Here is a 26,674-nt window from a genome sequence, read left to right as displayed (position 1 = left end):
GCCCCTTGGAAACGGCTGGAAAGCACTGGAGACGGCCAGTGGAGTGCCCTCGGCCGGATGGTCCTCGGCTGGGGCGGCGGGCGAGCCTCGGCTACAGTGGAGAGGAGATTGTGCATAAGCACCTATGACTTTGGGGAGGCAGAGCCCGCCGCGGCGGGCTCGTTGTCGTGAGAGGTCTGACGAGCAGCCTGGGGCAGGACGAGTCCGGGGCCGTGTGGCGCGGCGCCCCCCACCCGGTCCTGCTGGTGGACACCGCCGGTGTCATCGCGCAGGCCAACGACGCGGCGCTGCGGCTGCTGCCCGAGGCGGTCCCCGGTGCGGCGCTGGCCGACAGCGCCCCCGCCTGGCTCTCCCGGGCCCACGACGCCCCCGGATCTCCGGATGCCTCCGCCGATGCCGGCGTGCGCGGCCTGATCGGGGAGTCCACGTTCGAGGCCCGTCCGGTCCGCGACGGCGACGTGACCGCCTGGTGGCTCACCGACGCCACCGACCTCGTACGCGCCACCCAGGCCCTGCACCTCGAACGCGAGCGCACGTCGTTCCTCGACAAGGCCTCCGGCGAGCTGCTGTCCTCGCTCAACCTCGACCGCTGCCTGGAGGTGACCGCCCGGCTGGCCGCCCGCCACCTGGCCGACGCCGCGCTGGTCATCCTGCCGCCGTACCGGCGCAGGCACTCGATCGCCTACTGCGGCCCGGACGGCGCCGTCGTCCGGGAGGAGCTGGCCGTCGACCCCGAGGCCGTGCCGGGCCTGGCCGAGGCGTTGCAGGGCTATCCGCCCCTGCCCTCCCGCTGGATCGATCCCGCCGCCGCCCCCGGCTGGCTGGCCCGCGACGGGCTCGGCGAGGTCGGCTCGATGGTCGTGACCGCCCTGCCCGGCCACGGCGTCCCGGCGGGGGCGCTCGTGCTGCTGCGCGGCAACGGCCAGGCGGGCTTCTCCGACGGCGAGGAAGTCTTCGCGCGGCTGTTCGCGGCCCGCGCCGGGGCCGCGATGTCCGCCGCCCGCCTGTACGCCGAGCAGGCCGACATCACCGAGACCCTCATGCGCGAGCTCCTGCCGCCCCGCGTGCGCAGCCTGCAAGGCGTCGAGGTCGCCGCCCGCTACCGGCCCTCCGAGCACACCGCCCGCGTCGGCGGCGACTTCTACGACCTCCACCCGCCCGCCGAACCCGGCCAGGAGTCGCTGGTGGTGCTCGGCGACGTGGCCGGCAAGGGCCTTGAGGCCGCCGTGCTCACCGGCAAGATCCGGCACACCCTCCAGGCCCTGCTGCCGCTGGCCGACGACCATCAGCGCGTGCTCGAACTGCTCAACGGCGTCCTGCTCAAGAGCAGCGACCGCTCCCGGTTCGTCACGCTCGTCCTGGCCTCGATCCGGCGGGCCGGCAACCGCGTCCTGGTCCGGGTCACCAGCGCCGGGCACGCGCCGCCCGTCGTCGTACGCGGCGACGGGCGCGTCGACGTGGCCGGCACCAAGGGCACCCTCATCGGCATGCTCGAACGCGTCACCAGCGTCACCGACACCGTGGTCCTCGAACCCGGCGAGACCTGCCTGCTCTACACCGACGGCATCACCGAGGCCGTCGGCGGCCCGCTGGGCGACGAGATGTTCGGCGACGAACGGCTGCTGGAGGAGTTGCGGCAGTGCGGCGGCATGCCGCCCGAGGCGATCACGGAACGTGTGGAGATGTTGTCCTCCCAGTGGGTAGGGGGTGGCGATCACGATGACATGGCCGTGATCGCCATCACGGCGCCGCGCGGAGCACATCTGAGCGCGGTGGGAGGACACGGACGGGGAAGGTTCACCGCATGACGCACGCAGACGGATTCTCCGCCTGGCGCGAAAAACTCTGGAACGCCGCTGTCGCAGGCGACGAATACGCCGCCACCGACGCCGCGCTCGCCGCGCTCGACCAGGACATCCCTCTGGAAACCCTGCTGCTGAAGGTCGTCGCCCCCGTACAGGCCCGGGTGGGCCTTGAGTGGGAAACCAATCGCATCACGGTGGCGCAGGAGCACACCGCCACCGCCGTCAACGAGCGGGTGCTGTCCGCGCTCGCCCACCATCCGGCCGCCCGCGCCGCCGCCGCGAACGGCCCGGTCCTCGGGCGCATCGCCGTCGCCTGCATCGACGGCGAGTGGCACGCCATGCCCGCCCGGATCCTGGCCGAGGTGCTGCGGCTGCGCGGCTGGCGGGTCGACTACCTCGGCGCCCAGGTCCCGACGCCGCACCTCATCACGCACCTGCACCGCACCGCCTGCGACGTGGTGGCGCTGTCCAGCTCCATCCCCACCCGGCTGCCCGGCGCGCACGCCGCCATCACCGCCTGCCAGGCGACCGGCACGCCGGTGATGGCCGGCGGCGCCGCGTTCGGACCGGACGGCCTCTACGCCCGCCTCCTCGGCGCCGACGCCTGGGCCGCGGACGGCGCCGCCGCCGCCGACCGGCTCGCCGCCGGCCCGCTGCCCCGCCCCACCGCCCCCCGCCAGGCCGTGGACGACCTGCCGCACCTGGACGACCAGGAGTACACCCTGGTCAGCCGGTCGGCCCGGCGCCTGGTCAGGGACGTCATGGGCGGCCTGGAGGAACGCGTCCCCGCGATGGCGGCCTACACGCCGCAGCAGCGCCGGCACACCGCCGAGGACGTCCTGCACATCGTCGACTTCCTGGCCACCGCGCTCTACGTGGACGACCCCGCGCTGTTCGGCCGCTTCCTCACCTGGACGGCGGGCGTCCTGACCGCTCGCGGTGTCCCGGCCGGTGCGCTGCTACCGGCCCTCGACCTGCTGGGCGGCCGACTGGAGGACTTCCCGCGCGCCTCGGCCCTGATCGCCCACGGGCGCGATGCCATACGCGCCGCGTCCTCCCCCACCGACGACCCCCCTCTCCCCGGCCACGGAAAGATCGCATGACCGCCTTCGCCCCCGATCCGCTGACCCTCGCCCAGGACACGCCCCACCCGGGGGTGCTGCGCGTCCACGTCAACGGCGACCTGGACTACAACACCGCGCGCGAGCTGCTGGCCACCGCCGTCGCCGCGCTCGCCGACGGCGCCCTGACCGACCTGCACCTCGACTTCGACGGTCTGCACTTCTGCGACTCCAGCGGGCTGTCGGCGCTGCTGATGATCCACCAGCACGCCGTGTCGGCCGGCACTCGGCTGCATCTGGAGCAGCGCCCGCGGGTGCTGGAGCGGCTGCTGGACGTCAGCGGCACGTACGAGCACCTCACCGGCGCCCCGGCCGCCGTCACCCAGCATTCCTTCACCCAGGACTGAACCTCGCCGGGGACCGTCCCGCCTCTGGAACCCGTCCGGAGCCCGCCTTCGGCCGGGTTCAGCCTGCCGTGACCCAGCCGGCTGCCGGGAGGCCCCTCTCGCGGCCCGACGCGCGACGGAAGACCGCGGCTCCGGCCGTCGCGGCGAGCACGGTGTCGCCCATGGCGATGTGCTCGGCCATCCCCGTACGGCGCATCATGTTGGCGCAGTTCGACGGGGGCCTGGCCACCGCCAGGTCGCCGCCGGTCTCATGGGCGTGCTTCCACAGCGCGATGACGACGGCCAGCCCGGTGGAGTCGAAGAACTCGACGCCTTCGAGGTCGAGCACGATCATCCGTATCGGGGCCCGGCCGCCCCCGTCGCCGTCTCTGTCACCGTCGCCGGCCACGATGCCGAGCGCCCATTTCCGGAACTCGGGTTTCTGCGTGAAGTCGAGGTCTCCGCTCAACTCCATGACCAGGCAACCGTCCGCCTGTCTCGTCTCCGCCCGCAACCGGGGCCCCTGCCAGCTCGTCTCAAGCTCTTCGCCGTCGATGCCGTCCACCTCCAGGTGCCTGCTCTTCTACCCGTCTGCTTCGGGCCCACGCCGCCGTTGGTGAGAAGCGTACGCATCCCGGGTGGTGGACGCCGCCCATCGGGGGATACGAGCTGAGATGTCCGGGATCAAGCCGTGGGACAGGTAGGTTGGCCGACCATGGACGACCTCCGACGCCCGTTCCGCGCCCGCCCGCCGATGTCCCGCACCGGCCGCGGCCGTACGCTCGCCTGTCTCCTGCTGCTGGGCGCGGCGGTCGCCGGGACGGCGGGATGCGGCAGCGCGGACGCCACCGGCACGGCCGCGCCCGCCCCCGAACCCGCCCCCGCATCGGCGACCGCGACGGCGACGGCGAGCGCCGGGGCCTCCTCCGGTCAGGCGCTGCCGGCCCCCGCCGCGCCGCTCCCGACCGACCCCGCCCGTCTGGCGACCGCGCTCCGCGAGACGGCCACCGCCCTGAACGCGGCCATCGACCGCTGGCGGCCCGCGAACGGAACCCCGCCGCGGGACGTCGAGCTCCTGGCCCTCTACCAGCAGCGCCTCTACCGCCACGCCGCCCGCCACCGCGACCTGGCCGACCGCGCCTTCGCCCGCCTGCCCGCCGCGCTCGCCGCCCAGGCCAGGGACAACGTCACCGCCCTGCGCGAGCTGCTCGCCCTGACCCGGCCCATCAAGCCGTCCGCCGTGTTCAAGGTCCAGCGGGCCCGCCCCGCCGACGAGCTGCTCGGCCACTTCAAGCGGGCCGAGCGCCGTTTCGGGGTGGAATGGGAGGTGCTGGCGTCGGTGATGCTCGTCGAGAGCAAGTTCGGCCGGGTTCGCGCCGACAGCCATGCCGGAGCCCAGGGGCCCATGCAGTTCATGCCGGCGACCTGGCGGGCGTACGGGATGGGCGGCGACGTGCAGAACCCCCGGGACGCCGTCATGGCCGCGGCCAACTACCTGCACGCCAGCGGCGCCCCCGGCGACAACCGGCGCGCGTTGTACGCCTACAACCGGTCGCGGGCGTACGTGGACGCCGTGCTCCTGCACGCCCGGCAGATGCGGCGCGACCCGCGCGCGTACTACGCGTACTACAACTGGCAGGTCTTCGTGCTCACCACAGCCGGGGAACGCCGCCTGACCGGCCCGAAGTGACCCCGCGGGGGTCTCAGTGTCATTGCACTGTCACCGCGACGTCCGAGCGGACCTCGCCGCGTCGGCCATCTCCGTCAGGACGTCGTCGAGCGGCGTGGCGGCCACTCGGCCGCGCCTGCCGGGCGGTCTTCACCCGCGCGAGCGCGGGGCGCTGATCGCCGGACGGCTCAGCGACGCGGGCCGTACACCGGCAGGGGACGGGCGTTCCTGCCCTGGACGCGGCGCTCCACCGCGCCGACGGCCTTCATCAGCGGCAGCCGGACCAGGGCGTCACGGACGCAGCGCCCGCCCTCGGTTCTGGGCACCATGAGCCGCACGTTGGGCCCGATCTGCTGCTTCTTCTCGACCAGCGGGCGATGGACGGCGTCGTACCGGGCGAAGGCGACGCGGTGATCCCCGCCGGCCGCGGCCAGCTCCCCCGCCAGCCGGTACGCCCCCACCAGCGCCAGCTCCGCGCCCGCCCCCGAAGCCGGGGACGCGCACCAGGCGGCGTCGCCGACGAGCACGACCCGGCCTTGGGACCATGAGTCCATGTGCACCTGGCCCAGCGCGTCGAAGTAGAAGTCGGGGTCGGCCAGGGCCGAGTCGAGCAGCTCCCTGGTACGCCAGGACGTCTCGTCCCCGAACGTCCGGCTCACCAGCCGTTTGTGCTCGGCGACGTCCCGGTGGTCGTAGTCCAGCGGCGCGGACCGGAAGATGAAGTACGCCTTGGCCTGGGCGTGGTTGCCCGACCGGTAGATCCCGGCCATGCGGCCCGGCGTGTTGAACATCGTGACCCAGCGGTCCTCCCCGAGCGCCGCGTCGGCGTCGGCGAAGGCGAAGTAGTGGTCCTTGTGCCTGACGAACTCCTCCTCCGGCCCGAACACCAGCCGCCGCACGTGGGAGTGCATGCCGTCGGCGCCGACGACCAGGTCGAAGGCGCGGGCGGGCGCGTGCTCGAAGGTGACCCGCACGCCGTCGTCGTCCTGCTCAAGGCCGCGGATCGTGTCGCCGAACAGGATCTCCACGTCGGTCGCCTCGTCCAGCAGCGCCACCAGGTCGCCGCGCATGATCTCCACCGAGCCGGGGTCGCGGAACTCGACGCGCGCCACGGGCCGGTCGCCGGCGTCCACGAACTTCATGCCGTGCACGTCGGCGGCCAGCTCGCGCACCCGCGGCATGATGCCCATCCGCGCGGCCACCTCGACGGCGTCGCCCCGCACGTCCACGCCGTTGCCGCCGGTGCGCAGGCGGGGAGCGCGCTCGACGATCGTGGGCCGGAAACCGTGCCGGGTCAGCCAGTGGGCCAGGGCGAGCCCGGCGATGCTCGCGCCGGAGATCAGGACGCGCTCGTTCATGGGGACTCCATCGCGCTAGAGTTAACTGAAATAAGCGTTCCAGTTAACTATGTGGAATGGACATTCCAGTTGTCAACACCCGCCGAGCCCAGACGCCGCGCCGACGCCGTGCGCAACCGCCGACTCGCCCTCGACGCGGCCATGACGCTGCTGGCCGAGCCCGGCGCGCCCCTCACGGTCGAGGCCATCGCCAAGCAGGCGGGGGTGGGGGCCGCGACCGTCGTACGCGCCTTCGGCGGCAAGGACGCCCTGCTGGACGCCGCGGTCTCCCGTCTGCTCGAACCGGTCGTCCGGCGCGCCCGCGACCTGCTCGCCGAGACCACGCCCTACCAGGCCCTGCGCACCTTCCTCCGCGAGCTGGTCGCGTTCCAGACCGCCCACCACGCCGTCAACGACCAACTGGACGGCCTCGACCTGCCGGCCACCACCGCCCTGCGCGCCGGCCTGGTCGCCGCCGTGGAGGAGATGATCGAGGGGGCGCGGCGCGAGGGCGCGATCCGCACCGACCTCGACCCCGCCGTCGTCACGACGCTCATCGGCCGGACCGCCCTGGCCGTCGCGCGCACCCAGCCCCCCTCGCAGGTCCTCGCCGACGCCTACCTCACCGTCCTGCTGGACGGCCTGCGCCCCGCCCGGTGACCCCGTCGGCTCGCTCTACACGCGCAGGACCCGCGGCTCACCCGACGGGCGTCCCCCCGCCGCCAGCACCTCCGCCAACAGGCCCGGAAGCCCCACGGGCCGCAGGGACTCCGTGGCCTCGGCCGCGGCCAGCTCGGCCGACGACCACCATCGATGCCCCACGATCCCCTCCTCCTCCCCCGGCTCCAGGTGGGCGCGGGTGACGGCCTGCGTGCCCCGCGTCCGCGCGAGGAAGTACCGCTCCTGCACGTGCACGGGCTCGCCGTCCCACCGGACGACCCCGTCGAGGATCCACAGGCACGGCCCCCACTCGACCTCCGCCAGCCCGGTCTCCTCCAGCAGTTCCCTGCGAGCGGCCTGAAGGAAGTCCTCGCCCGCCTTCAGCCCTCCGCCCGGGGGCACCCAGAACAACTCCCGGACCGGGGACCCGGGAACGACGATGACGCCGTCGTACCTGTGCTGGATCATCAGAACGCGATCGTGCCGGTCCAGCAGCACAGCCCGGGCACCTCGTCGGCTTCGCGTCGGCGAATTTGTCGTGGCCATACGCCATGATCGGCGATCACCCACCCCGTACGCCCCCAAGGAGTGTCATGGTCGCCGACGACAGAACCGGATGGTCCGGCATGGACCGGGACAGCTGGACGAACCTCAGCGTGGTCCGCTCCCGGCTCGACGCGGGCGCCGACCCCAACTCCGGCGTGTACTTCCACGAACGGCCGCTGCACGCCGCCGCCGAACGGGGCTCGGCCGAGGTGGTCACCGAACTGTCCCGGCGCGTCGACGACGTCGATGCCGAGCAGGAGGGCCGTACCGCCCTCTGGGAAGCCGTCTTCAACAACCGTCCCGACAACGCCCGCAGCCTGGTCGCCGCCGGGGCGGACCCGTGGCGGCCGATGATGAACGGCTGGTCCCCCGGACGGCTCAGCCTGGCCACCCCGACCCCTGACCTGTTCCCCCTCCCCGCCGGCGAGACCGGCCTGTCGGACGCCGAGGCCGCGGCCGTGGCCGACGCCAGGCACCTGATCGACGTGCTGGGCGAGCCGGAGGACGACGGCTTCAGCCTCGCCTGCGTGGCGGGCGTCGGCGCCGCCGAGGCGGCCCGGCGGCTGGAGGCCGTACCGGCTGACGACGCCGACGTCGAAGAACTGATGGAAGACCCGTTCGCGGACTTCGACAACAGCCTGGCCATCATCGGCGTCACGGACGTGCCCGGCGGATGCGTCGTCTTCCAGCCCGAGGGGTACAACGCGTCCACCCCGGGCGTCATGAAGCGCCTGTCGGCCGGCTCCGTCTGCTACGGCATGTTCGCCAACCCCAAGAGCGGCAACCAGGGAGCCGTCTGCCGCGACGGCGCCATGGAGGATTGGGACACCCATCCCGGCGGGGGCTCCGTCTCCGACGACGAGCCCGCTGAGGAGATCCTCGCCACCTACCTCTACCACCACCGGGCGGTGGCGTACTGCTTCGCCGGCGCGGGCCTGCGACCGGCCGACGCCCGATCGCTCACCTTTCGACCTGACATGTGGCTCAGGCTTCCCGAGCGGGACTGGTGGAGCTGATCAGGGCCGATCGCCCCGCGCAAGGGCGCGCCCTTCTTCGCGCATCGGAAAAAAGAGACAAGATCCACAAAACGCACCAATGAAGATCAACGAGCGCTACCGTGGAAATGATCACTGCGGCGGCGTGTGCCGCCCCACGAGGAAGGACCATGCATGCGACAGAAGGCCGCACGGTTCGGTGTGACACTGGCCATGGCCGGAGCCCTCGCCGCCGGCACCCTCGCCACCGCTGCTCCGGCCGGCGCCACGGCTACGAGCTGGGCCCCTTACCAGGCGTACCGCACCCTTCAGAACTGCGTCTCGGCCGGGACCACCCTGCTCGTCACCAAGGGGTACAAGGAGTACGAGTGCCGCTGGGACAGCCCGTTCTACATGCTCTGGCTGAGGAAGTAGCTCACCGGCGCGGCCAGGTGTCCCGCCGCTGAGCCGCTCGCCCGGCGGCGTCACCCCCGCGATCCACGAGGCCACGGACGACGTCGCACGTGTCGTGCGGCGCCGTCCGCCTCCCTCACCCGTACGGCGAGCGCACGGATCTCATCGCGCGACCGCGATCCCCTGGACGCCCCTCCACACCCGATGACCCGATGCACCCGCCCCTACAATCGGCGGTCGGGCACGGATCCGAGAAGGGCAGGGCCGGAGGGTGGAGTCGACCGGCGCGTTGGCGGAGGCCGACTGGCAGGTGCATCGTCCCGCCGTCTTCGGGACGGCCTACGAGATCGAAGCCGCACTGGACGAGCTGGGCCCCGAACGCCGTCTCGGGACGACGGTGACCGAGGTCGGCGACGGGTACGCCGCCCTGTCCGACGGCACCGAGGTCGAGGCGGACGCGGTGGTCCGGTCGGTGGGGATGCGGGCCGACGACCTCACCCGGCAGATCCGCGACGAGCTCGACCACCTCGGCCGGACACCGGTGGATCGGTGGCTGCGCGTCCTTCCCGAGGTGTTCGTCGCCGGGTACAACGCGGCGGCCGACCTGCTCGGCGTGCCGCTGCGCGACTCCACCCCCGGCCCGTACGTCACCTGCCTGGACCTGGGCGCCGCCGGCGGGGTCTTCACCCTGGGCCGGGACCGGCGGGTGATGGCCTCGGGCGACGACGGCAAGGAGGTCAAGGTACGGATCAACCAGGCGACCCACCCGCCGGTCGACGACGCGGAGAAGATCCTCGCCGCGGCCGACCGCGTCCACATCGAACTCCCCTTCTTCCCTCGCGACGAGAAGAAGCCCACCCCCGCCGCCTGACCTCCGCCATGTGGCCTGCGCGGATGCAAATTCGGCACTCGCCATCCGAGTAGTGCTCATACAGAAACCGATATCGGCCTATTTCCGATATCGATATTAGACATCACCTGATCACACCTGCTTTGCTGCTGTCCTCTGATCGACGACCAGCAAGGATTCGACATGCGACATCTCCACGCCCGCCGATTCTCTGCCGCTCTGCCCGCGACCGCCCTGGCGATCGCCCTCGTGTCCGGTGGCACCCTCGGCGGCGGCACCGCGTCCGCCGCCGCCACCGTGGTGATGGCCCCGGCGGCGGTTCTGGGAGAGGGCCAGGTCAGGAAGGACCTGCGCGCGCTGGAGGCGTCCTTCAAGGGCCGTATCGGGGCGTACGCCATCGACACGGCCACCGGCAAGACCGTGGCGTACCGGGCGAGCGAGCGTTTTCCCCTCTTGTCCACGTTCAAGGCGCCTCTGTGCGCGGCCGTGCTGAACAAGGCGCGCACCTCCGAGCCCGGCCTGATGAGCAAGGTCGTCAAATGGACGGCCGCCGACATGAAGCCCAACTCGCCGGTCACCGAGAAGCACATCAAGGACGGCCTGACCGTCGCCCAGTTGTGCGAGGCGGCCATCACCCGGAGCGACGGCACCGCGTCCAACCTGCTGCTCAAGCAGATCGACGGGCCCGCCGGACTGACGAGGTACTTCCGCACGCTGAAGGACCCGATCTCCCGCATGGACCGCTGGCACCCCGAGCTCAACGACTGGACCCCCAAGGACAAGCGCGACACCACCACGCCCGCGGCCATCGGCCGCGACCTGCACCTGCTCACGGCGGGGAACGCGCTGCACGCCGAGGACCGCGAGCAGCTCGTCGCCTGGCTGCTCGCGAACAAGGTCGGCGATGAGCGCATCCGCGCCGGCCTGCCCAAGACCTGGACGATCGGCGACAGGACCGGCACCAACTCCGACGGCTTCGGCGGCGGGAACGACATCGCCGTCATCTGGCCCGAGAAGGGGGCCGCCCCCATCATCATGGCCGTCTACACCAACCGCACCCCGGGCCTGGCCACCGACAACGGGACCATCGCGAAGACCGCCACCATCCTGGCCCGCGGCCTCGGCAAACTCTGACCTCACACCCGGAAACGTCTCCCGGGCGCCCGCCTCGTAGGTGGCGCGTCCACTGACTGCCGCCTCCGGGACATCTGCGGTGCCGGCTGACGCGCGCCATAGATCCGTCAGCCCTCCTGCGTCTTAGGGTGCGAGACACGAGGAGAGCCCTTGCACCCTGACCATCAGCGCGACTTCACCGAGTTCGTCGCCGGCCGATCCGACAGCTTGATCAGGCTCGCCTACGTCTTGACCGGCGACCAGCACGCCGCCGAGGACTTGCTGCAGACGGCCCTGGCCAAGACAACCGCCCACTGGCGGCGTATCCGCGACAACCCGGAGGCGTACGTCCGCCGGGTCATGTACCACGAACAGGTCGGGCGGTGGCGCAGCCCGCGCTGGGGCCGCGAACGCGTGCTCGAAGCGCCTCCCGATCACGGCGTGGCCGACCGCACCTCCGAGGTGGAGACCCGGATCACGCTGGCCAAGGCGTTACGGGTCCTGCCCGCGCGCAAACGAGCGGTGCTGGTGCTGCGCTACTACGAAGACCTCCCGAAGTCCGAGGTCGCCAAGATCATGGGCTGCTTGCACCGGATGGCCGACGAGGCCACCCCCGTGAACCCGCTGGCCTACGCCACGCGGGCTCTCGCCAGGCGCCGGCGCCGGGCGTGGTCGGTCGCCGGACTCACGGCGGCGGCCGTGGCCGCCACCGTGGCCGCCACCGTGGCCGCGGCGGTGGTTCTGCCCTCCCCGGGCACCTCCGGCCCGGACACCGCGGCCGGTGTGGCCACCCTGCCGGACAACACCCCCGAGCAGTTGCGGCTGGTACGCGAATGCATGCCCAAGGGCGGACCCGTGCACGACATGGACGGGAACCTGCGGATCCCCGAGCACGGGGTGACCGACGACTTCCGGGTGCTGGTGGAGTACCGGGACAAGGGCGGGGTCACCGCCCTGGTGGGCAGTGACGCCGGTTTCGTGCTCTGCACGCCGACCGAACAGAAGGACATGGCCGAGCGCGCCGTCTTCACCTACTGGGGGTTCAGGCCGCCCGGGAACCTGGCCGGGTTCTCCGGTGATCTGCAGGTGGACGCGTACACCAACCACACGTATCCGTACACCGTCGGCAAGCAGCGGGTCCAGTACGACGACGTGTACCGGGTCGTCACCGGGCGGGTCAGCGACGCCGTGCGGCGGGTCGAGGTCGACTGGGCGGACGGGCGGCGCACGTCCGCGCGGATCGCCGACGGGTTCTTCATCGTACGGATCATCGGCAAGCTGGTGCGCGACCCTGAGGACCCCAAGAGAAAGGAGGCCACGATCCTGGACTCGCCGCCCGTCACGGTGACGGCGTACGGGACCGACGGGAAGATCCTTCGGCAGCAGAAGAACGTCGTGTTCGGGCCGCTGGGGCGCGGCAGCGACTGACGGCAGCCGCTGGAGCCGCCTGGCGCGGACGCGGCGACGGCTGCCGGCCGACTTGTGTTCGCCTATGGACGAACTTCTAGCGTCGATGCCATGACGCAAGACGATCTCAGCGGGCGGCAGACGTGGGCACGCGCGATGCGCCCCCCTCCGGGCGGCGGATCCGGCCGGTCGGGCATGAGCAGGCTGACAGGTCCGGAGCTGCGCGCCGCGAGCGTGCTGGCGTCCGGCGGGTTGATGGCGGTGCTGGACGCCACGATCGTCGCGGTGGCGCTGCCGCAACTGATGGCGACGTTCGACACGTCGCTGACCGCCGCCCAGTGGATCATCACCGCGTACACGCTCGCGATGGTCGCGACGATGCCGCTCGCCGCCGGTCTTGCCGGACGGTGGGGAGCCCGCCGCGTGTACGTGGGGGCGCTGGCCGGTTTCGCGGCCGCCTCCGCCGTCGCCGGCCTGGCCGGCGACCTGGGCTGGCTGATCGCCGCACGAGCGGCGCAGGGCCTCGGCGCCGGCCTGATGGCGCCCTTGGGAATGGCGATCGGGTTCGGCGCCGTGGCGGCCGAACGCCGTGGCCGGATGATGACGGTCACCGGCCTGCCGATGCTGATCGGGCCGATCCTGGGCCCGGCACTGGGCGCGCTGCTCCTGGGCGCCGGGTCGTGGCGGGCGTTGTTCTTCGTCACGGTGCCGCTGGCGCTGCTGGGCGTCGCGGGCACGATGGCCTGGCTGCCGGCCGACGCCGCACACAGGCGTCCTGGCCGGCCTGACCTGGCCGGAGCGATGCTGCTGGTTCCGGGCATCGTCCTGGTGGCGTACGGCATCAGCGCCCAGGACGGCCCGGCCTGGACGCGGATCGCCACGGCCGTCCTCGGTGCGGTGCTGGTCGCGGTGTTCTCGGCCCGGGCGCTGGCCCATCCTGAACCGCTGTTGCGGATCGCCCTCCTGCGGAACCCGACGTTCGGCCGGGGCGCCGCGGTTCTCGCCCTGTACGCGGCCCCCTACTTCGGCTCGGCCCTGTTGGGGCCCGCCTACGTGCAGATCCTGCGTTCGGACGGCGCCTCGGTGACGGCCGCGTTGATGGTCCCCGGTGCGGTCGGCATGGGCGTCAGCCTGCAGGTCGCCGCCCGGCTCCTGGAACGGCTCGGTCCCCGGCTGGTCGTCGGCGCCGGGCTCGGCGTCGCGATCGCTTCCGGCCTCCTCCAGGTGATCGTTCTCCGGCCGGACACGTCCTACCTGGTGCTCGGCGTGCTCGGATTCCTCCAGGGAGCGGGCACCGGCGCGATCATGATGCCGACGATGTCCAGCTCCAGCCGCGACCTCAACGGCTCCGACCTGGCCTCCGGCTCCGCGCTGTTGTCGCTGGTGAACACGGTCGCCAACGGCATGGGCACCGTGGCGGTCAGCGCGCTGTTCGCGGTGCTGACCGCCGCGATGACCGGCGGTGGGTCGCTCGCTGCCCTGTCCGGCCTGGGAACGGCGGACAGAGCGACTCAGGTGGTCACCATCGTGGATGCGCTCCGGTTCACTCAGGTGGCGGCCCTCGTCGTCATGTCGCTCGCCTTGGTCGTACGGTTGCGCTCCCCGAGACGAACCCCATGACCCGTCCCCGGGCCGTCGGTGGGCCGAGCCGCCGATCCGCGGATCATTCTGTTGGGACTTCTCACGCGTTGAGTGAGGCCAGGGCCCGGCGGGTGACGTCGGCCGGGGCCGCGGCGATGACGTCATCGAGCGCGTCCATGGAGGTCTGAAGGTCGCTGATGGCCTGGGCGATGCGGTCGCGCTCCCGATGGAGGTCGGCGACCAGGTCCGAGCAGGTGGGGACGAGGCGGTCGCCGGTGTCCCGCAGGCACGGCAGGACCGTGGTGATGGTCGAGGTGTTCAGCCCGGCGGCCAGCAGGCTGCGGATGCGGCGGACGACGGCGACGTCCTCTTCGACGTATTCCCGGTAGCCGCTGGCCCGCCGCTGCGGGTGGAGCAGCCCCTGCTCTCCGTAGTAACGCAGCAGGTGGACGGCCACGCCGGTCCGCCGGGACAGCTCACCGATGCGCACGACGCCCCCTGACGGCGAGCCGGGCATCACCCCGCCTCGACTTGACTCTCATACCGATATGAGACTTTAGCGTCTGCCGCATGAAGATGAACAAGGGGTTCGCGACGCTCGCGGCATTGTGCTCAAGCGTCTTCGTCGTGGGCACGTCGGAGTACCTGATCGCCGGGTTGCTGCCCCAGGTCGGAGCCGACCTTGACGTCTCCGTGGGAACCGCCGGACAGGCGGTCACCGCATATGCGCTCGGAGTGGTGGCCGGAGGACCGCTCATGGCCCTGCTGACCTCGCGCCTGCCGCGCAAGGGGCTCGCCATCGGACTGATGCTGCTGTTCGCGGCAGGCAGCGCGATCAGCGCGGTGGCGCCGTCGTTCGGCCTGCTGCTGGTGGGACGCGTGGTGTCCTCGCTCAGCCACGCCGCCTTCCTGGCTCTGGCACTGGTGACGGCGACCCGGGTGGTCCCGGCCGAGCGGACGGGCTCGGCCATCGCCACCGTGGCCTCCGGCTTCACCGTGGCCACGCTCCTCGGGGTGCCTCTGGGGGCACTGCTCGGGGAGGGCGCCGGATGGCGGGCTCCCTTCGCCGTGCTGACCGTTCTGTCCCTGGTGGGCACCCTGCTTCTGGCCGCCGTCCTGCCCCGGCAGGAGGCGCCGTCCACGCGACTGCGTGACGAGATCCGCGTGGTGACGCGCCGGCCGGTCATGCTCGCCATCGCCACCACCGCGGTGGGCTTCTCCGGGGTCGCCACGGTGTTCACCTACATCGCCCCGCTACTGATCCGCGTCTCCGGCTTCTCCCCCGCGGCGGTCTCCGGTCTGCTGCTCGCCTACGGCGCCGGTAGTTTCATCGGCAACCTCACCGCCGGAAGGCTGACCGACAGGTCGATGAGCGCCACCGTACGGGGGGTCTTCGGCGGGCTGGCGGGAACGCTCCTGCTCGTCCCGTTCGCCGTGGTGTGGCAGCCCACCGCCGTGGCCGCGGTCCTGGTACTCGGCCTGCTCGCCACCGCGACCATCGCCCCGCTGCAGGGACTGATCCTGCACCACGCGGGCGCCGCCCCGAACCTGGCGGTCTCCGCCAACGTCGGCGCCTTCAACCTCGGGGCCGCAGCCGGCTCGGTCATCGGCGGCGCGATCGTCGCCGCCGGCGCTCTGCGGTGGACCGGCCTGGCGGGGGCGGTGCTGAGCCTGATCGGACTGGCCCTCACCTGTCTCGTCCTTCCCCGGACGCGGACGCCGACGGAGGACCCCGGACAGGAAGTCCCGATCGCCGTCTGATCCCCCGTCACCCACCCAAGGGGACAGTACGTCTCCATGACCAGGATCATCTCGCCCAGCTCGCGGCGTCACAGTCGGGCGGTCATCGTCATGGTGGCGGCGGCCAGCGCGGCGAGCAGGGCCCAAGCGGGTGCGAAGCTGCCGGTCAGGTCCGTGAGCAGGCCGAGCACGGGAGGCGCCAGGATGATCGCCACCTGACTGACGGCCATGGCCAGGCCGAGGACGAATCCGGTCCGGTCCGGCGGCGCCGATTCGGCGGCGTAGGCGACCCAGGGGCCGTACCAGCCGATTCCGAAGAAGCCGAGCCAGACGAAGACCAGGCAGGCCGCGACGGGAGACCGGCCGATCGGCGTCGTCAACACCATCATGGCGATGATCACGGCGGCCAGGCAGGTCATGACGCAGGCGTGGCGACCGGATCCGTGACGGTCGCTCCAGGCCGCCAGGCAGACCCGGCCCAGCGCGCCCGCGCACTGGACCGCGACGTAGACCAGGGCCGCCGAGGCGGAGTCCATGGACGCCACCTCGTGCAGGTACAGCACGGTGAGAACGCCCACACCGCTGTGCACCGACGCCATGCTCGTACCGGACAAAATGATCTTCTTCATGTACGGTTCGCGGAGCAGTCCCAGCCGCACGCGGGACGTGTCCGGCATCGGACGCCGGTCCGGTGGACGGCGGTAGAAGACCATGAAGGCGACGGCACCCGACAAGGCGACGAGCGCGCCCGCCACGAGCGTCGACCGCCAGCCGAAGGCCGTCGCCAGTACGGGAAGCGCAGAGGCGGCGACGACGCCGCCGAGCGGAAGTCCCGCCTGACGGACACCCATGGCCAAGCCACGCTGCGAGGCGTCGAACCAGGACGCCACCGATTTGCTCCCACCCGGCTGAATGGTGCTGTACCCCGCGCCGACGACCAGCAGGGCGACGAGCAAGGAGACATATCCCGGGGCCGTACTGCCGACGGCCAGCGCGGCGGCGACCACAAGAGCGCCGGTCCCGACGACCCAGCGTTCGTCGTGGCGGTCCAGCAGTCGTCCCGCCACGAGCAGTCCGGCCAGAGGAAGCAACTGAGCCGCCGACTGCAGCAGGCCCAGTTGGGTCGTGTTCAGCTCCAGGTCTCGTCGCAGGTGGACGCTCATCGCGCCGATGCCCTGCACGAAGAACGCGGCCGTGGCCTGGGTGAAGGTCGCGACAGCCAGAATGACCCAGCGGTACCGCGAGGTCCTCACGGCTTCCAGCACAACAGGGGATCCGGATGGTCGGAGAAGCCGAGCTGCCGGTAGAGCGGTTCCGCCTCACGAGAGGCGGTGAGGTCGACCCGTACGGCGTCGCGGTCGCGGAACCAGTCGAGCAGACCGAGCATGATCGACCGGCCGTGCCCACGCCGCCGGTACGACGGGTCGGTGACCATGCCGATGACGTGGCCGATCCGCCCGTTGCGGGAGTGTGGACCGGGGAACCACTGCTCGATCGTGCCGATGCCGCAGGCGGCCAGGCCGATGTCGCCGTCCGCGACCAGGATCCGGCAGTCGGGTTCGGTCAGCTTCTGCTGGAAAACCCGTGCGAGCGCGTTACGCCAGTCATCCGCGGCGTTCGCGGGGTTGAAGAAGTCGCCGCCGAGGTCGTCGAAGAGCAGCGCCCGGAGGCGGACGAGTTCCGGAATGTCGCGCTCTGTCGCTGTTCGCGTCATGACGTACAGGCTGATGTAATGGGCTTGTGCACCTCAACCCTTACGGCGCGGACGTGGTGAACTTCGCCGCGGAACTGGCGAACCGCCCGCCGGCGAGCGCACCCGAACTCGCCGACCGCTGCCGCACGGCCGGGCTGGTGCTGGAACTCCCCGTCGAACCATCGGATCTCGACCAGACCCTCGCCGTCATCGACGCCTGGACGAACGTCGTCGACGCCCCGAACGAGCGCGAGAAGGCCAAGCTGGTCAACGAGATGCTGGCCCGGTCGGCCGCCTATCCCCGGCTGACCGACCACGCTCACGGCTGGCACCTGCACTATCGCGACGACCTGCAGCCGCTCGGCGCGGTGCTGTTCGCGCTGATCTCCGTGGGCACGGCGATGCACCTCGTCAGCCGGGGGATGGACCGGCTCGGACGGTGTGCCGCCGCCGACTGCGAGACGATCTTCGCGGACACCTCACGCACCGCCCGGCAGCGTTACTGCTCCCAGCCGTGCGCCAACAGGGACGCGGTACGCCGCCACCGCGCCCGCCAGTCCACGCCGACGTCAGGGTGATCGAGGCAACCCCGCACGCCGACGCCATGGCCTGGCCCAGCATTTCGGGGGCACTCACGGGCGAGGGCCGTCACCTGCCACCGCCTCGTCCAGAGCACGGAAGGAAACCCGGGTCGCGGCAGCACGGTCTCCTCGATCGTCTCCGTTCCTTCAGGACGTCCTGCGGGGAAACCCCAGTGCTCGCCGTCATGGCTGATCAGGACCAGCTCGTCGGCAGCCGTCACGCAGATGCCGGCGGCCCCGTGAGGCCTGCCTTCCTGCGGGTCGTCGACAGAGTGCCAGGACACCAGCCAGTCCTGGCCGTTCGAGTACGTCAGCATCCGCTCCCGGTCCCGGGCAGGGACGACAGATGTCATATGGCTCTCCTGCTGAGGTTCGCGATCAGAAGGACCAGCGAGGCCCTTGAGGCGGCTGGAGCGGCGATCATCTCCGAACCGGTCCGGGACCCCGGGGCGATCTGAAACTGCCACTCTTGTGCCATGGTTCGCACATCACTGATCGCATGCTGCTTAGCCATCTCGCTCGCCGGCTGCGCAGATAGCCCGGCACCGGTGGCGTCATCCGAGTCCGCTCAGCCGAAACCCGCCGCCGCCCCGCAGACTCCCCTGCAGCAGAGCACCATTCCCGGCACGCAACGGTATTACGCCACCGATCTACGACCCGGCGACTGCATCGAACCTCTTCCCCAGACGTACATGGTGACCGTCGTCCCCTGCCACGTGCCGCATTCGGCTGAGTTCGCCACCACATACGTCCTCCCCCAGGGACCGTATCCGGATGCGGACATGACGCGGCTCGCGGAGAACGGATGTCTTCCCAGAATGCGCATCAAAAAGTCGAAAACGGATGAGATCGGCATGGCGTGGCTTGGGCCGGCCTTGGAGGACTGGCCGCGTTACCGGACCGTGTACTGCCTGGCCGTACGCATGGACGGAAAGAAGACAACGGGACGAGTGGTCGAGTAGCGACCCGTCGTCTCCCTCATGAGTGACCAGGGCATCCCGATCGCGACCATCGCCGACCTCGTCGGCCACGCCGCCACCAGCGTCACGTAGGCCGCCCACCTCCCCGGACCGCCGAACCTCCGCCCACGTGACGGGTGGAAGCGTGGTACTGGTGAATGAGCCAGGTGCCGGCCGCCCTTTTGGCCACGACGGACAGGCATATCAGGTGGACGTCACCGGTAGGCGCGGTGAAGGTCACCTCCGCGAATCCGTGCACGATCTCCTCGCTCAGCCGGCCACCCGACACCACCTCGACCTGTGCCGTCGTGCCGCGAACGACCCTGGCGTAATAGTCGAAGACCTCCTGCGGACCGTGTCCCAGCTGCGGACTGATGCCCTGGAAAAGCGCGTCCTGGCTGAACAAGGCGGCGATCTCGGCCGGTCGGTGTGCGTTGAAGGCCTGCTGCCAGTCGTGGAGCAGCCTGGTGAGAACGTCTGTCGCCCCGGTGCCGGTCATCGCGGGGAACCTGCGCGCAGAGCTTCCCGCGTCCACCGGTGTCGTGGCCGGGTGACCAGGGTACGGACACCTGCCGGCTTGGGCTCGGGCATCCCGCCCGTGGTGAGGATCGTTCCATTCCCGCGGGCCACCGTGGCGGGCGCGACGTGAGCCGCAGCGTTGACCGCGGCTCGCAACGTCCGGTCGCTCCGGGCGATCAGTGCTGTCGGCAACCGCTCCCTGGCGAATCTCCGAGCCACCGCCTGCCCGATCCCCGGACCTGCCCCCATGATCACGGCACCTGGCATTGATCTACTCCTTACCTGCTGAATCGATGCTCGGGACGGTAAGGCATCACATCCATGTGAAGGTCAAGGAGAAGAAACCGGATACGGATCGGCGAACTGGCAGGACCTCCTCAGGCGGGTCCTGCTGGACAACGGCCACCACGGCGGATGCTCAGGAACGTCGCCGAGCCGGTCACCACGCCCAAGGGCACGAACGGACGTCCCAGCAAGGCACACACCCGACAGCGAGCGGAGGCCGTACTCAGCCACGCTTGGCACGGAGGGAGCCCGCCCTGCGCTGGGTGCGGTAGAGGCGCGGCCTGGAAGATCGCTTCCCGGACAACCGCTGATCGTTTCCCGCGCCGGCGGACAGCAGTTGGTGCCGAGAACATCACCAACTGCAGAAGTGTGAAAGAAGTCAGCTTCTTGAGCCTGAGCAACCTTCAGTTCTTCCGGCGGCGTAAGGACGGGTGACTGTCGCCTGAGAAAGGACCGTACATGGCGGATGGATCGGAGTACGACGCGTTCGTCGAGGCGTCATGGCACCGGCTGCTCCGCACCGCCTACCTGCTCGCCCGTGACTGGGGTGTGGCCGAGGACCTGGTGCAGACGGCGCTGCTGAAGGCGTGGCAGGCCTGGCCGCGCCTGGGCGACGAGCGTGAGGCGTACGTCCGCAAGATCATTGTGAACCTGCACGTCTCCTGGTGGCGGCGCCGCTGGAGACGGGCCGAGCTGACCAGCGAGTCGCCGCCCGACCAGACGCAGGCGGCCGACCACATGGGACAGGCCGACGATCGCGAACTGGTCTGGCAGGCGCTCGGCCGCTTGCCTGCCCGGCAACGGGCCGTCGTCGTGCTGCGGTTCTTCGAGGACCTGACCGAGGTCCAGACCGCTTCGACGCTCGGCTGCAGCGTCGGGACGGTCAAGAGCCAGGCGAGCAGGGCGCTGGCCAAGCTTCGGGTGGACGAGTCATTCGCGTACGACAGGAGGGGGTAGCACCGTGCATATCGACCAGGGAGAACTCCGCGACCTGCTGGATGAGCGCAGCAGCCCTGCGCTCGACCGCCCGATCCCGTGGCACTCACTGCGGACCAGGACACGCGGCGCGCGACGGCGCCGGTTGTCGGCCGTCGCTGTCGCTGTCACTTTCGCCGTCGCGGTCGTCACCGTGGGAACGATCGTCAGCCTGCGCGGGCCGGAGCAAGTCGATCAGCCGACCACCGCGACAGTGAGCGAGAAGTTCCCGATCCAGTACGAGGAGTCCGACGGCACTGTCTACCGCAGGCTCGCCATTGCGGCCTTCGACCCATCACGCGAGGAATCGACGACATTCCAGGTGAAGGTGAGCGGCAAGCCGGTGGCCATCCTGCCTGACTGCCCGCATCCCAAAGCGGGGCCACCACGTGTCAGCGTGCGGGTGCCGGGCCTGAACAAGGACTTCACGCTGTCACTGAAGAACTCATGCGAGCGGGGCAAAGCGGTCGACACGCAGCTCTTCCCCGCCGGGACTCGGACGGTGAGATTCTCCGTCACGACCTACCCTTGGGTGACGCCTCCGGGTAAATGGCGGTTCGGCGTGTACGAGTGGACGCCGCCGGCCACGATGAGGACCGCCTCGCCTCCGGTCGAGCCGCTCGCGAAGATCGGGGAGGACCTCAGCCTGGTCGCCAAGGGCAGCGCCACCTGGCCCGGCACCCGTGAGGTGACGCTCACCGTGCCGAACAGGGGCCACGGCCTGGCCATCGTCACCTACTGCGGGGACGGCCTCGCCGAGCGGCTCAGCCGGAAGCTGTGGGTGAACGGGCGCCTGAAGGACTTCGGCGTCTGCTCCTTCCCGCCGTCCGGGGCCGGGTTCCTCCATCTGGGCAAACGGCCGAGCAGTGAGAAGACGACAACGATCAGGGTCCGGTTGGAGACGTCCATCCCCGAGTACCTGCGGCGCCCCGGAACGCTGACAGTGGCCGTCTATGACGGCGACCTATGACAGTGCGTGATCGTGCCATGCGGTAACCGGCTCAGGGGCATGGTCGGCATCAGTGTCCTCAGCCGGTGACGGTGGTGGCGATCGAGTGTCTTCTCTGCTTGATCACGGCGTCGTCAAAGCAGGCCGGTATGCGCTTGATGCGTATCGCTATGACGGTGGATCAGAGAGCCATGTGTCGGCCGGTTTGAGAGCCACTTGCCGATCAACTGCCTTGGAAGTTCATTGAAAAGAGAGCCATGCCCGTGGGTCTGGGGCATGGCTCTCGTGACGCTGTGTGTTGTCGGCGTACACATCCCGCTGCGGAGGCGGCAGCAGGGGTGCGACGTAAGCGCATGTTCGACCAGGTTCAGCGGAGTTCCTGGCGTTCTGCTGTTTCGCCCAGACGATGGAGCAGGTGCGCCCAGCCGTCGCCGGTCTCCTCTTCGAGTGCGGCCGGCAGACCACTGTGGCGCAGGGTGAGCTCGGTGCCATCACCGTCCGGGGTCAGGGTGACCTCGACTCGGGATGCCTCGGGTGCCATGTCGGGCGCTCCTGGTGTGGCCTCCCAGCCGAAGGTGAAGACGAGACGTTCGTACGGCACGAGCTCCACGAACCGTCCGCGCATCACCGGGCGTGGGCCCTCGTGCATCGCAACCTGCAAGGTGCCACCAGGGCGGGCGTCCAGCTCGGCCGTTCCCCACCATTGCGCCAGGCGTGCCGGGTCGGTGAAGAACCGCCAGACCGTCTCGGGACGCGCACGGATGTGCAACGTCTGCTCAATCGTCCTGCTCACAGCGATCCCTTCATGTCCTGGTCACCAGTGTGGGCGCGTTCTTCTCGCTCGGCTTCGTGCTGGAGGCGGCTGAGCGAGGTGGACCACATGGTCTCCAGGAACGTCACCGCCTCGGCCAGCCCCTCCGGACGTAGCCGATAGAAGCGGCGATTGCCTGCGCGGCGGACGTCGACGAGGCGGGCTGCCGTCAGCGTTCGCAGATGCTGGGATACCGCAGGGCGACTGATCTCGGGAAAGCGCTCGGCGATCTCGCCTGCCGATACCTCGCGATCCCGCACCAGGACGAGGATGGCGCGGCGGGTCGGGTCCGCCACAGCGCGAAGCGCGTCGTCCATGGGCCACCGCCTTCGTTTGCGCACTGCCGGGACGGCATGTAAGTGTTTAAGCAACATCTTACACACTATCGATGACGGGGATTCACCATGTCAGGAGACGACAACACCCGTGCCCCGCGATCGGAGAACCAGCGCCTGAATGCGCTGGTTGGCCGTTGGCGTTCGCAGGGGCGTATAGCGGCCACCGCGATCGACCCGGCGATCCGCATCGCCGGGTCGGACACCTACGAGTGGCTGGCCGGCGAGCACTTCCTCATTCACCGTGTGGACGTGCGCATGAATGAGGAGCACGTCGAGTTCATCGAGATGATCGGGCCCTACGATCCAGCGAGCCGGACCTACCCCATGCGCTCCTTCGACAATCACGGTAACTTCGTCACCATGTGGGCAAGCGTCGACGACGAGGGCGTCTGGACGTTCGCCGGTGACACGGAGCGGGCGACGCTGGTGATCGCCGAAGACGGCGACTCCATGACGGCGGAATGGGAGCGCACCGACAACGGCTCAAACTGGCGGCACTGGATGGACATGAGCTTCACGAGGGCTTCCAGCCCCAGCGCCATCCCTCGCCGCTGAATCCCTCGCAGACCAGAAGCCCCACCGTCGAGCTCGCTCCTGACAGAGGCGCCACAACACCATCACGCTGCGCGCGTCTATCTGTACGCGCCTTTGCGCATAGAGGTGTATGCCGACAAGTGTGGTCAGCTGGCTTGTTCGGCTCTGGCTCGGGTCCGGGCAAGGCGGTAGGAGTCGGTCGAAGGTGAGCCGGTCGACGATCGCGGCGCCGAGGCGCGGGTCGGTAGAAGCCGGAGAAGGACTCGTTGCCGGCGACGGCGACGCTGTTCTTCTCTCTGCGTCCGGTGGGGACCTGGAAGAGCGGTCTCTCCATCGACGAGATCGCCCAGCTGTGCGGCCATGCCGACACCACCGTGACTAAGACCGTCTTCCGCCACCAGATCCGGCCCGCCATTCAGACTGGCGCGCCGGCCATGGACCGGATCTTCGACGGCAGGGATGCCTAGCCATGCAACATGTCACCCAGAAGATCACAAAGGCCCTTCCGGAAGATCCGAAAGGGCCTTTGACCTGGGTGGGGTGTTCACGAGTGGGGCCGAACAGCACGGATATGGCGGTGGCAAAGATCGCCTCCCGGGTCTTTCGTGATCGTTTCCCACGCCCAGGGGGCAGAATTGCCTCACCTGCCTAGGGGAGCGCGTCGTGCGAGGATCTTGCGGTAGCTGATGCGCCATCCCTGGTCCGTGCGTACGGCGGTGTCTTCGTAGGTCACGCTCCCGCTCGTGCCGTCTGCGTTGATGCCGATCCCCTTGGACAGCGCACCCACAGTCCCGTCGGCGTTCTCGGTGAGAACGATGTTGGTGACGTGGTGACCGACCGGATTCAGCTCGCCCAGAGCCCGGCCAGCCTCGGCGCAGGCCGCCACACCTTTCAGGGGTCGCTGCCCGAGATCGGTGGTGTCGTAGGTGACATCCACGGTGAAGACCTCATCGAGACGATCGAGTTGCCCGCTGTCGCAGAGATGACCGTGCATCGCGATCAGTTCGGTGATGGTGAAACGGTCCTGGTCGCTGAGTGCCATGACGGATTCCTCTCCTGAAGAGTTCGACGGAGGCATGTCCACGTCGGGTCGCGAGGTGTGCCTCGAACAAAAGCGGGGACGTCCCCGATTTCTCGGCTCTACACTAAACGGGGAGTTCCCCGTTTTTCAATCCTGGAGTGAACGGATGACGCACACGGACAAGACGACCAGGCCGAGGCGGGCACGGCGAACCGATGCCGCACAGAACGCCGAGCGGCTGCTCACCGCCGCCAAGGACCTCTTTGATGAACACGGTCCCGATGCCCCGCTCGATGAGGTGGCGCAGCGCGCCGGTGTGGGCAATGCGACGCTCTACCGGCACTACCCCACCCGGGGCGACCTTCTCGTGGCCGTGTATTCAGACGAAGTGACAGCGCTGTGCGATCAGGGGCGTGCGCTGCTCGCGGAACCCTCCACAGCCGAGGCCCTCTTCACCTGGCTGGACGGCTTCGTCGTCCACATCGCGACCAAACGCACTCTGGCCCTTGCCGCGAACGAACACAGCGGCACGCCGCGTACCGAGCTCTTCGAACGCTGGCACGACTCTATGAGATCCATCGCGGAACGGCTCCTTGCCCGGGCTCAACGAGCTGGTACGGTCCGCGCCGACCTCTCCGTTGCCGATGTGCTCGCGCTGACCAGCGGCGCCGCGCTCACCAGCACCAGCACCCGGCATGCGCAACAGCTCCTGCAGATCTTGCGGAACGGCTTTGTCACCACCAAGGCCTCCGCTCCGCCGGACGCACCGTCAGTTCGATGAGGGGCGGAGCAAGCAGCCCTGACGATGGTTTCATTCGAGAGCCGCCAACACCAAGGGATCTCGCGGTCTTCGCGGTCAGCGATGCCATTGCCGCCTACAGTGTGGAGTTGCAGTTATGCGTTGAGTGATGTCAGCGGTCCGGGGCGCAAGCGGGAACTGCTGCGGGACATCGTCACCGCGCTGGTGCTCACCCCAGTGCGCTGGGTCAAAGGCCGGGGCTACCTCCGTCATTTCCGCGGCGACGTCGGCATCGACACCACCGCCACCCCGGTCTTCGCCCGTCCGCCCCAAGTTCGCCGCTCCACCGGCGAACTGATCGCCTCCACCGAGATCACCGCGGGCTGGCATCACTCGGCCGGAAACGGCCCACCCGAGTACGGCTACAGCGCCACCCTCACCGTCGCCGCCCGCGCCCGCTCCGTGCTCGGCTCCTTCCCGCAGTTGGCGCTCGGCCTGGTCCTCGACACCCCGCACAAACGTATCGGCGCCCACGCCATCACCACCCTCAAACCCCTGCCCACCCTCGGCTTGCCCGCAGCATTCGCAGTCGTCGACCGCGCCTACACCGACCAGCAGAGCGCCCATTTCGCCCAGCCCGCACGCGAGCTCGGCTACCGGCTCGCCCTCGATTACAAAGCGGATCAACTACCGGTCTGGACGACGCCGCCACTCGCAGCCCATCGGAAGAACTCACCGCGCTCATCAGCGCGCGAGAGCCGTACTTGCTGCGCCTCAAACAGAGCCCGAACGCAGGCGGCACCGTCCGCTTCCAGTGCCCGGCAGCAGGCACCTCCCCATCGCTGACCTGTCCCCGCTTCGACCGCCTCCACCAGCGCGGACCCAACCGGCCCACCGCAGTCGACCTCACCAATACCCGGCAACGAGCCGCTCACCCGGCGGCCAAACCCCGCGTCCTTCCCCCACAGCCCGACCTGAAGGCCGGCGAACTGCCGAAGATCTGCCACCAGCACACCATCACCGTCCGCAAGGACGACCTCGGCCACCTCGACAAATTCCGCCAGGACCTGGCCTACCTCAGTCCTGCCTGGATCGGAACCTACAAGTCCGTCCGGGCCAACACTGAGGGCCTCAACGGCAGGATCAAGGGACACGACCTTGACCTCGGCGACCCCAAGAACCGGCTCGCCCACGGCCGCGTCGCCCAGACAATCCTGGTCGCGCTGCTCGTCACCGTCGCCAACGACCACTTCCTCGACCAGTGGCGCCACGTCCACGAGCCCTAAGACGAGCCCGTCACACTCGCCGACACTCCGCAGACTCCAGCCGGGCCCTTCGACGGCACACCACCCGCAGGCCAGGGCAGGCCGCCACCCGCCCCATAAGCCACACAACCCGCCACCCTGTCGCAGCGCCCCACTCACCGTCGGCTTCGCCATGCCCAACGGCCGGATCTCGCTCCCCCACCAGCGGCCTGACACCACCCGGGCCTTCCCAGACACCAGCTCCGCGGCCACCAAACCAGGACGAACCAAATTCGGAAACCCCTGAAATGACAAGATCCCGCCTGATCGCGATGATCAGACGGGATCCCGTCAACTTCGGTCCAGCCGTCTCATGAACGGCCCTGGGTGGGGTGTTCACGAGTTGGTCTGACCTGGAACTGAGTGGAGGCTCGGAAGATCGCTTCCCAGGATCCTTGTGATCGTTTCCCTGGAGGGAGGTGG

Annotated in this window: 31 protein-coding genes; 21 read left to right on the top strand and 10 right to left on the bottom strand. The window is 70.0% G+C overall.

Annotated elements, in window-relative coordinates:
- The first annotated feature begins 167 nt into the window (after nt 1–167).
- From AB0J97_RS44965 to AB0J97_RS44955, 3 genes are read left to right on the top strand one after another with little or no spacing between them, the layout of a single operon-like run.
- The gene (locus AB0J97_RS44965; protein ID WP_364101607.1) at nt 168–1,808 is read left to right on the top strand and encodes a PP2C family protein-serine/threonine phosphatase; all 1,641 of its coding nucleotides are present in this window, start codon (nt 168–170) and stop codon (nt 1,806–1,808) included.
- Nucleotides 1,805–2,908: a cobalamin B12-binding domain-containing protein gene (locus tag AB0J97_RS44960; RefSeq protein WP_364101604.1), complete on the top strand. Its 1,104-nt coding sequence runs from the start codon at nt 1,805–1,807 to the stop codon at nt 2,906–2,908. Before AB0J97_RS44965 ends, AB0J97_RS44960 begins: the two co-directional genes overlap by 4 nt.
- Nucleotides 2,905–3,273 carry an STAS domain-containing protein gene (locus AB0J97_RS44955; RefSeq protein ID WP_357696177.1) on the top strand — a complete coding sequence of 123 codons (369 nt, stop codon included), beginning with the start codon at nt 2,905–2,907 and terminating at the stop codon, nt 3,271–3,273. Before AB0J97_RS44960 ends, AB0J97_RS44955 begins: the two co-directional genes overlap by 4 nt.
- Nucleotides 3,274–3,331: 58 nt before the next feature.
- Here the strand turns inward: AB0J97_RS44955 and AB0J97_RS44950 are convergent, their stop codons facing one another.
- Nucleotides 3,332–3,817 carry an STAS domain-containing protein gene (locus AB0J97_RS44950; RefSeq protein WP_364101601.1) on the bottom strand — a complete coding sequence of 162 codons (486 nt, stop codon included), beginning with the start codon at nt 3,815–3,817 and terminating at the stop codon, nt 3,332–3,334.
- Between the two features lie 150 nt (nt 3,818–3,967).
- On the opposite strand from AB0J97_RS44950, the gene AB0J97_RS44945 reads away from it, so the two are divergent.
- A complete protein-coding gene (locus AB0J97_RS44945) occupies nt 3,968–4,942 on the top strand; it encodes a transglycosylase SLT domain-containing protein (RefSeq protein ID WP_364101599.1) in 975 nt (324 codons plus the stop codon).
- A gap of 167 nt (nt 4,943–5,109) precedes the next feature.
- Here AB0J97_RS44945 and AB0J97_RS44940 read toward each other — a convergent pair whose 3' ends face one another.
- Nucleotides 5,110–6,279 carry an FAD-dependent monooxygenase gene (locus AB0J97_RS44940; protein WP_364101596.1) on the bottom strand — a complete coding sequence of 390 codons (1,170 nt, stop codon included), beginning with the start codon at nt 6,277–6,279 and terminating at the stop codon, nt 5,110–5,112.
- Between the two features lie 51 nt (nt 6,280–6,330).
- On the opposite strand from AB0J97_RS44940, the gene AB0J97_RS44935 reads away from it, so the two are divergent.
- The gene (locus tag AB0J97_RS44935) at nt 6,331–6,918 is read left to right on the top strand and encodes a helix-turn-helix domain-containing protein (protein ID WP_364101593.1); all 588 of its coding nucleotides are present in this window, start codon (nt 6,331–6,333) and stop codon (nt 6,916–6,918) included.
- 15 nt (nt 6,919–6,933) lie between these two features.
- Here the strand turns inward: AB0J97_RS44935 and AB0J97_RS44930 are convergent, their stop codons facing one another.
- A complete protein-coding gene (locus AB0J97_RS44930; RefSeq protein WP_364101590.1) occupies nt 6,934–7,464 on the bottom strand; it encodes an NUDIX domain-containing protein in 531 nt (176 codons plus the stop codon).
- Between the two features lie 47 nt (nt 7,465–7,511).
- On the opposite strand from AB0J97_RS44930, the gene AB0J97_RS44925 reads away from it, so the two are divergent.
- The 6 genes from AB0J97_RS44925 to AB0J97_RS44900 all read left to right on the top strand — a co-directional run bounded on the left by AB0J97_RS44925 (nt 7,512) and on the right by AB0J97_RS44900 (nt 13,842).
- A complete protein-coding gene (locus tag AB0J97_RS44925) occupies nt 7,512–8,480 on the top strand; it encodes an ankyrin repeat domain-containing protein (RefSeq protein WP_364101587.1) in 969 nt (322 codons plus the stop codon).
- A gap of 153 nt (nt 8,481–8,633) precedes the next feature.
- Nucleotides 8,634–8,873, top strand: a complete 240-nt coding sequence (locus AB0J97_RS44920; RefSeq protein ID WP_364101584.1) for a hypothetical protein — start codon at nt 8,634–8,636, stop codon at nt 8,871–8,873.
- A 250-nt stretch (nt 8,874–9,123) separates the two neighbouring features.
- Nucleotides 9,124–9,723: an FAD-dependent oxidoreductase gene (locus tag AB0J97_RS44915; RefSeq protein WP_364101581.1), complete on the top strand. Its 600-nt coding sequence runs from the start codon at nt 9,124–9,126 to the stop codon at nt 9,721–9,723.
- A 162-nt stretch (nt 9,724–9,885) separates the two neighbouring features.
- Nucleotides 9,886–10,836: a class A beta-lactamase gene (gene bla, locus AB0J97_RS44910; protein ID WP_364101578.1), complete on the top strand. Its 951-nt coding sequence runs from the start codon at nt 9,886–9,888 to the stop codon at nt 10,834–10,836.
- A gap of 150 nt (nt 10,837–10,986) precedes the next feature.
- The gene (locus tag AB0J97_RS44905; protein ID WP_364101575.1) at nt 10,987–12,243 is read left to right on the top strand and encodes a SigE family RNA polymerase sigma factor; all 1,257 of its coding nucleotides are present in this window, start codon (nt 10,987–10,989) and stop codon (nt 12,241–12,243) included.
- Nucleotides 12,244–12,333: 90 nt separating this feature from the next.
- Nucleotides 12,334–13,842: an MFS transporter gene (locus AB0J97_RS44900; RefSeq protein ID WP_364101572.1), complete on the top strand. Its 1,509-nt coding sequence runs from the start codon at nt 12,334–12,336 to the stop codon at nt 13,840–13,842.
- Between the two features lie 61 nt (nt 13,843–13,903).
- Here AB0J97_RS44900 and AB0J97_RS44895 read toward each other — a convergent pair whose 3' ends face one another.
- Entirely contained in the window at nt 13,904–14,293 is a 390-nt protein-coding gene (locus AB0J97_RS44895) for a MerR family transcriptional regulator (protein WP_364101569.1), read from the bottom strand.
- A gap of 80 nt (nt 14,294–14,373) precedes the next feature.
- Between AB0J97_RS44895 and AB0J97_RS44890 the strand changes: the two genes are divergently transcribed.
- Entirely contained in the window at nt 14,374–15,564 is a 1,191-nt protein-coding gene (locus tag AB0J97_RS44890; RefSeq protein WP_364101566.1) for an MFS transporter, read from the top strand.
- 68 nt (nt 15,565–15,632) lie between these two features.
- Here AB0J97_RS44890 and AB0J97_RS44885 read toward each other — a convergent pair whose 3' ends face one another.
- Both AB0J97_RS44885 and AB0J97_RS44880 read right to left on the bottom strand, forming a co-directional pair.
- The gene (locus AB0J97_RS44885; RefSeq protein WP_364101563.1) at nt 15,633–16,796 is read right to left on the bottom strand and encodes an MFS transporter; all 1,164 of its coding nucleotides are present in this window, start codon (nt 16,794–16,796) and stop codon (nt 15,633–15,635) included.
- Nucleotides 16,793–17,257: a GNAT family N-acetyltransferase gene (locus AB0J97_RS44880; protein ID WP_364101560.1), complete on the bottom strand. Its 465-nt coding sequence runs from the start codon at nt 17,255–17,257 to the stop codon at nt 16,793–16,795. Before AB0J97_RS44880 ends, AB0J97_RS44885 begins: the two co-directional genes overlap by 4 nt.
- 26 nt (nt 17,258–17,283) lie before the next feature.
- Between AB0J97_RS44880 and AB0J97_RS44875 the strand changes: the two genes are divergently transcribed.
- Both AB0J97_RS44875 and AB0J97_RS44870 read left to right on the top strand, forming a co-directional pair.
- Complete coding sequence (locus AB0J97_RS44875) at nt 17,284–17,814, top strand: CGNR zinc finger domain-containing protein (RefSeq protein WP_364101557.1); 531 nt, start codon at nt 17,284–17,286, stop codon at nt 17,812–17,814.
- A 479-nt stretch (nt 17,815–18,293) separates the two neighbouring features.
- The gene (locus tag AB0J97_RS44870; RefSeq protein ID WP_364101554.1) at nt 18,294–18,779 is read left to right on the top strand and encodes a hypothetical protein; all 486 of its coding nucleotides are present in this window, start codon (nt 18,294–18,296) and stop codon (nt 18,777–18,779) included.
- A gap of 82 nt (nt 18,780–18,861) precedes the next feature.
- Here the strand turns inward: AB0J97_RS44870 and AB0J97_RS44865 are convergent, their stop codons facing one another.
- Nucleotides 18,862–19,275 (bottom strand): nuclear transport factor 2 family protein, encoded by a 414-nt coding sequence (locus tag AB0J97_RS44865; RefSeq protein WP_364101551.1) that lies wholly within the window; start codon nt 19,273–19,275, stop codon nt 18,862–18,864.
- Nucleotides 19,276–20,039: 764 nt separating this feature from the next.
- Here AB0J97_RS44865 and AB0J97_RS44860 point away from each other — a divergent pair.
- Both AB0J97_RS44860 and AB0J97_RS44855 read left to right on the top strand, forming a co-directional pair.
- The gene (locus AB0J97_RS44860; protein ID WP_364101548.1) at nt 20,040–20,537 is read left to right on the top strand and encodes a SigE family RNA polymerase sigma factor; all 498 of its coding nucleotides are present in this window, start codon (nt 20,040–20,042) and stop codon (nt 20,535–20,537) included.
- A 4-nt stretch (nt 20,538–20,541) separates the two neighbouring features.
- A complete protein-coding gene (locus tag AB0J97_RS44855) occupies nt 20,542–21,525 on the top strand; it encodes a hypothetical protein (RefSeq protein ID WP_364101545.1) in 984 nt (327 codons plus the stop codon).
- Between the two features lie 346 nt (nt 21,526–21,871).
- On the opposite strand, the gene AB0J97_RS44850 is transcribed toward AB0J97_RS44855, so the two are convergent.
- Nucleotides 21,872–22,297 carry an SRPBCC family protein gene (locus AB0J97_RS44850; protein WP_364101542.1) on the bottom strand — a complete coding sequence of 142 codons (426 nt, stop codon included), beginning with the start codon at nt 22,295–22,297 and terminating at the stop codon, nt 21,872–21,874.
- Nucleotides 22,294–22,632, bottom strand: coding sequence for a metalloregulator ArsR/SmtB family transcription factor (locus tag AB0J97_RS44845; protein WP_364101539.1), 339 nt, complete (start codon nt 22,630–22,632; stop codon nt 22,294–22,296). Before AB0J97_RS44845 ends, AB0J97_RS44850 begins: the two co-directional genes overlap by 4 nt.
- Before the next feature lie 87 nt (nt 22,633–22,719).
- Here AB0J97_RS44845 and AB0J97_RS44840 point away from each other — a divergent pair, with 87 nt between their 5' ends.
- The gene (locus AB0J97_RS44840) at nt 22,720–23,208 is read left to right on the top strand and encodes a DUF1579 family protein (protein WP_364101536.1); all 489 of its coding nucleotides are present in this window, start codon (nt 22,720–22,722) and stop codon (nt 23,206–23,208) included.
- 245 nt (nt 23,209–23,453) lie between these two features.
- Nucleotides 23,454–23,654 carry a hypothetical protein gene (locus AB0J97_RS44835; RefSeq protein ID WP_364101533.1) on the top strand — a complete coding sequence of 67 codons (201 nt, stop codon included), beginning with the start codon at nt 23,454–23,456 and terminating at the stop codon, nt 23,652–23,654.
- 173 nt (nt 23,655–23,827) lie between these two features.
- On the opposite strand, the gene AB0J97_RS44830 is transcribed toward AB0J97_RS44835, so the two are convergent.
- Entirely contained in the window at nt 23,828–24,229 is a 402-nt protein-coding gene (locus AB0J97_RS44830; protein WP_364101530.1) for a nuclear transport factor 2 family protein, read from the bottom strand.
- A 145-nt stretch (nt 24,230–24,374) separates the two neighbouring features.
- Between AB0J97_RS44830 and AB0J97_RS44825 the strand changes: the two genes are divergently transcribed.
- The 3 genes from AB0J97_RS44825 (at nt 24,375) to AB0J97_RS44815 (ending at nt 26,233) form a co-directional block, all read left to right on the top strand.
- A complete protein-coding gene (locus tag AB0J97_RS44825) occupies nt 24,375–24,989 on the top strand; it encodes a TetR/AcrR family transcriptional regulator (RefSeq protein WP_364101527.1) in 615 nt (204 codons plus the stop codon).
- A 120-nt stretch (nt 24,990–25,109) separates the two neighbouring features.
- Complete coding sequence (locus AB0J97_RS44820; RefSeq protein WP_364101524.1) at nt 25,110–25,793, top strand: hypothetical protein; 684 nt, start codon at nt 25,110–25,112, stop codon at nt 25,791–25,793.
- Entirely contained in the window at nt 25,712–26,233 is a 522-nt protein-coding gene (locus AB0J97_RS44815; RefSeq protein ID WP_364101521.1) for a hypothetical protein, read from the top strand. Before AB0J97_RS44820 ends, AB0J97_RS44815 begins: the two co-directional genes overlap by 82 nt.
- Nucleotides 26,234–26,674 lie beyond the last annotated feature (441 nt).

This window comes from Nonomuraea sp. NPDC049607 (assembly GCF_040675375.1).
Lineage (GTDB): Bacteria > Actinomycetota > Actinomycetes > Streptosporangiales > Streptosporangiaceae > Nonomuraea.
The sequence above is the reverse complement of the archived record's forward strand: the minus strand, read 5'-3'. Positions and strand labels throughout refer to the sequence as shown.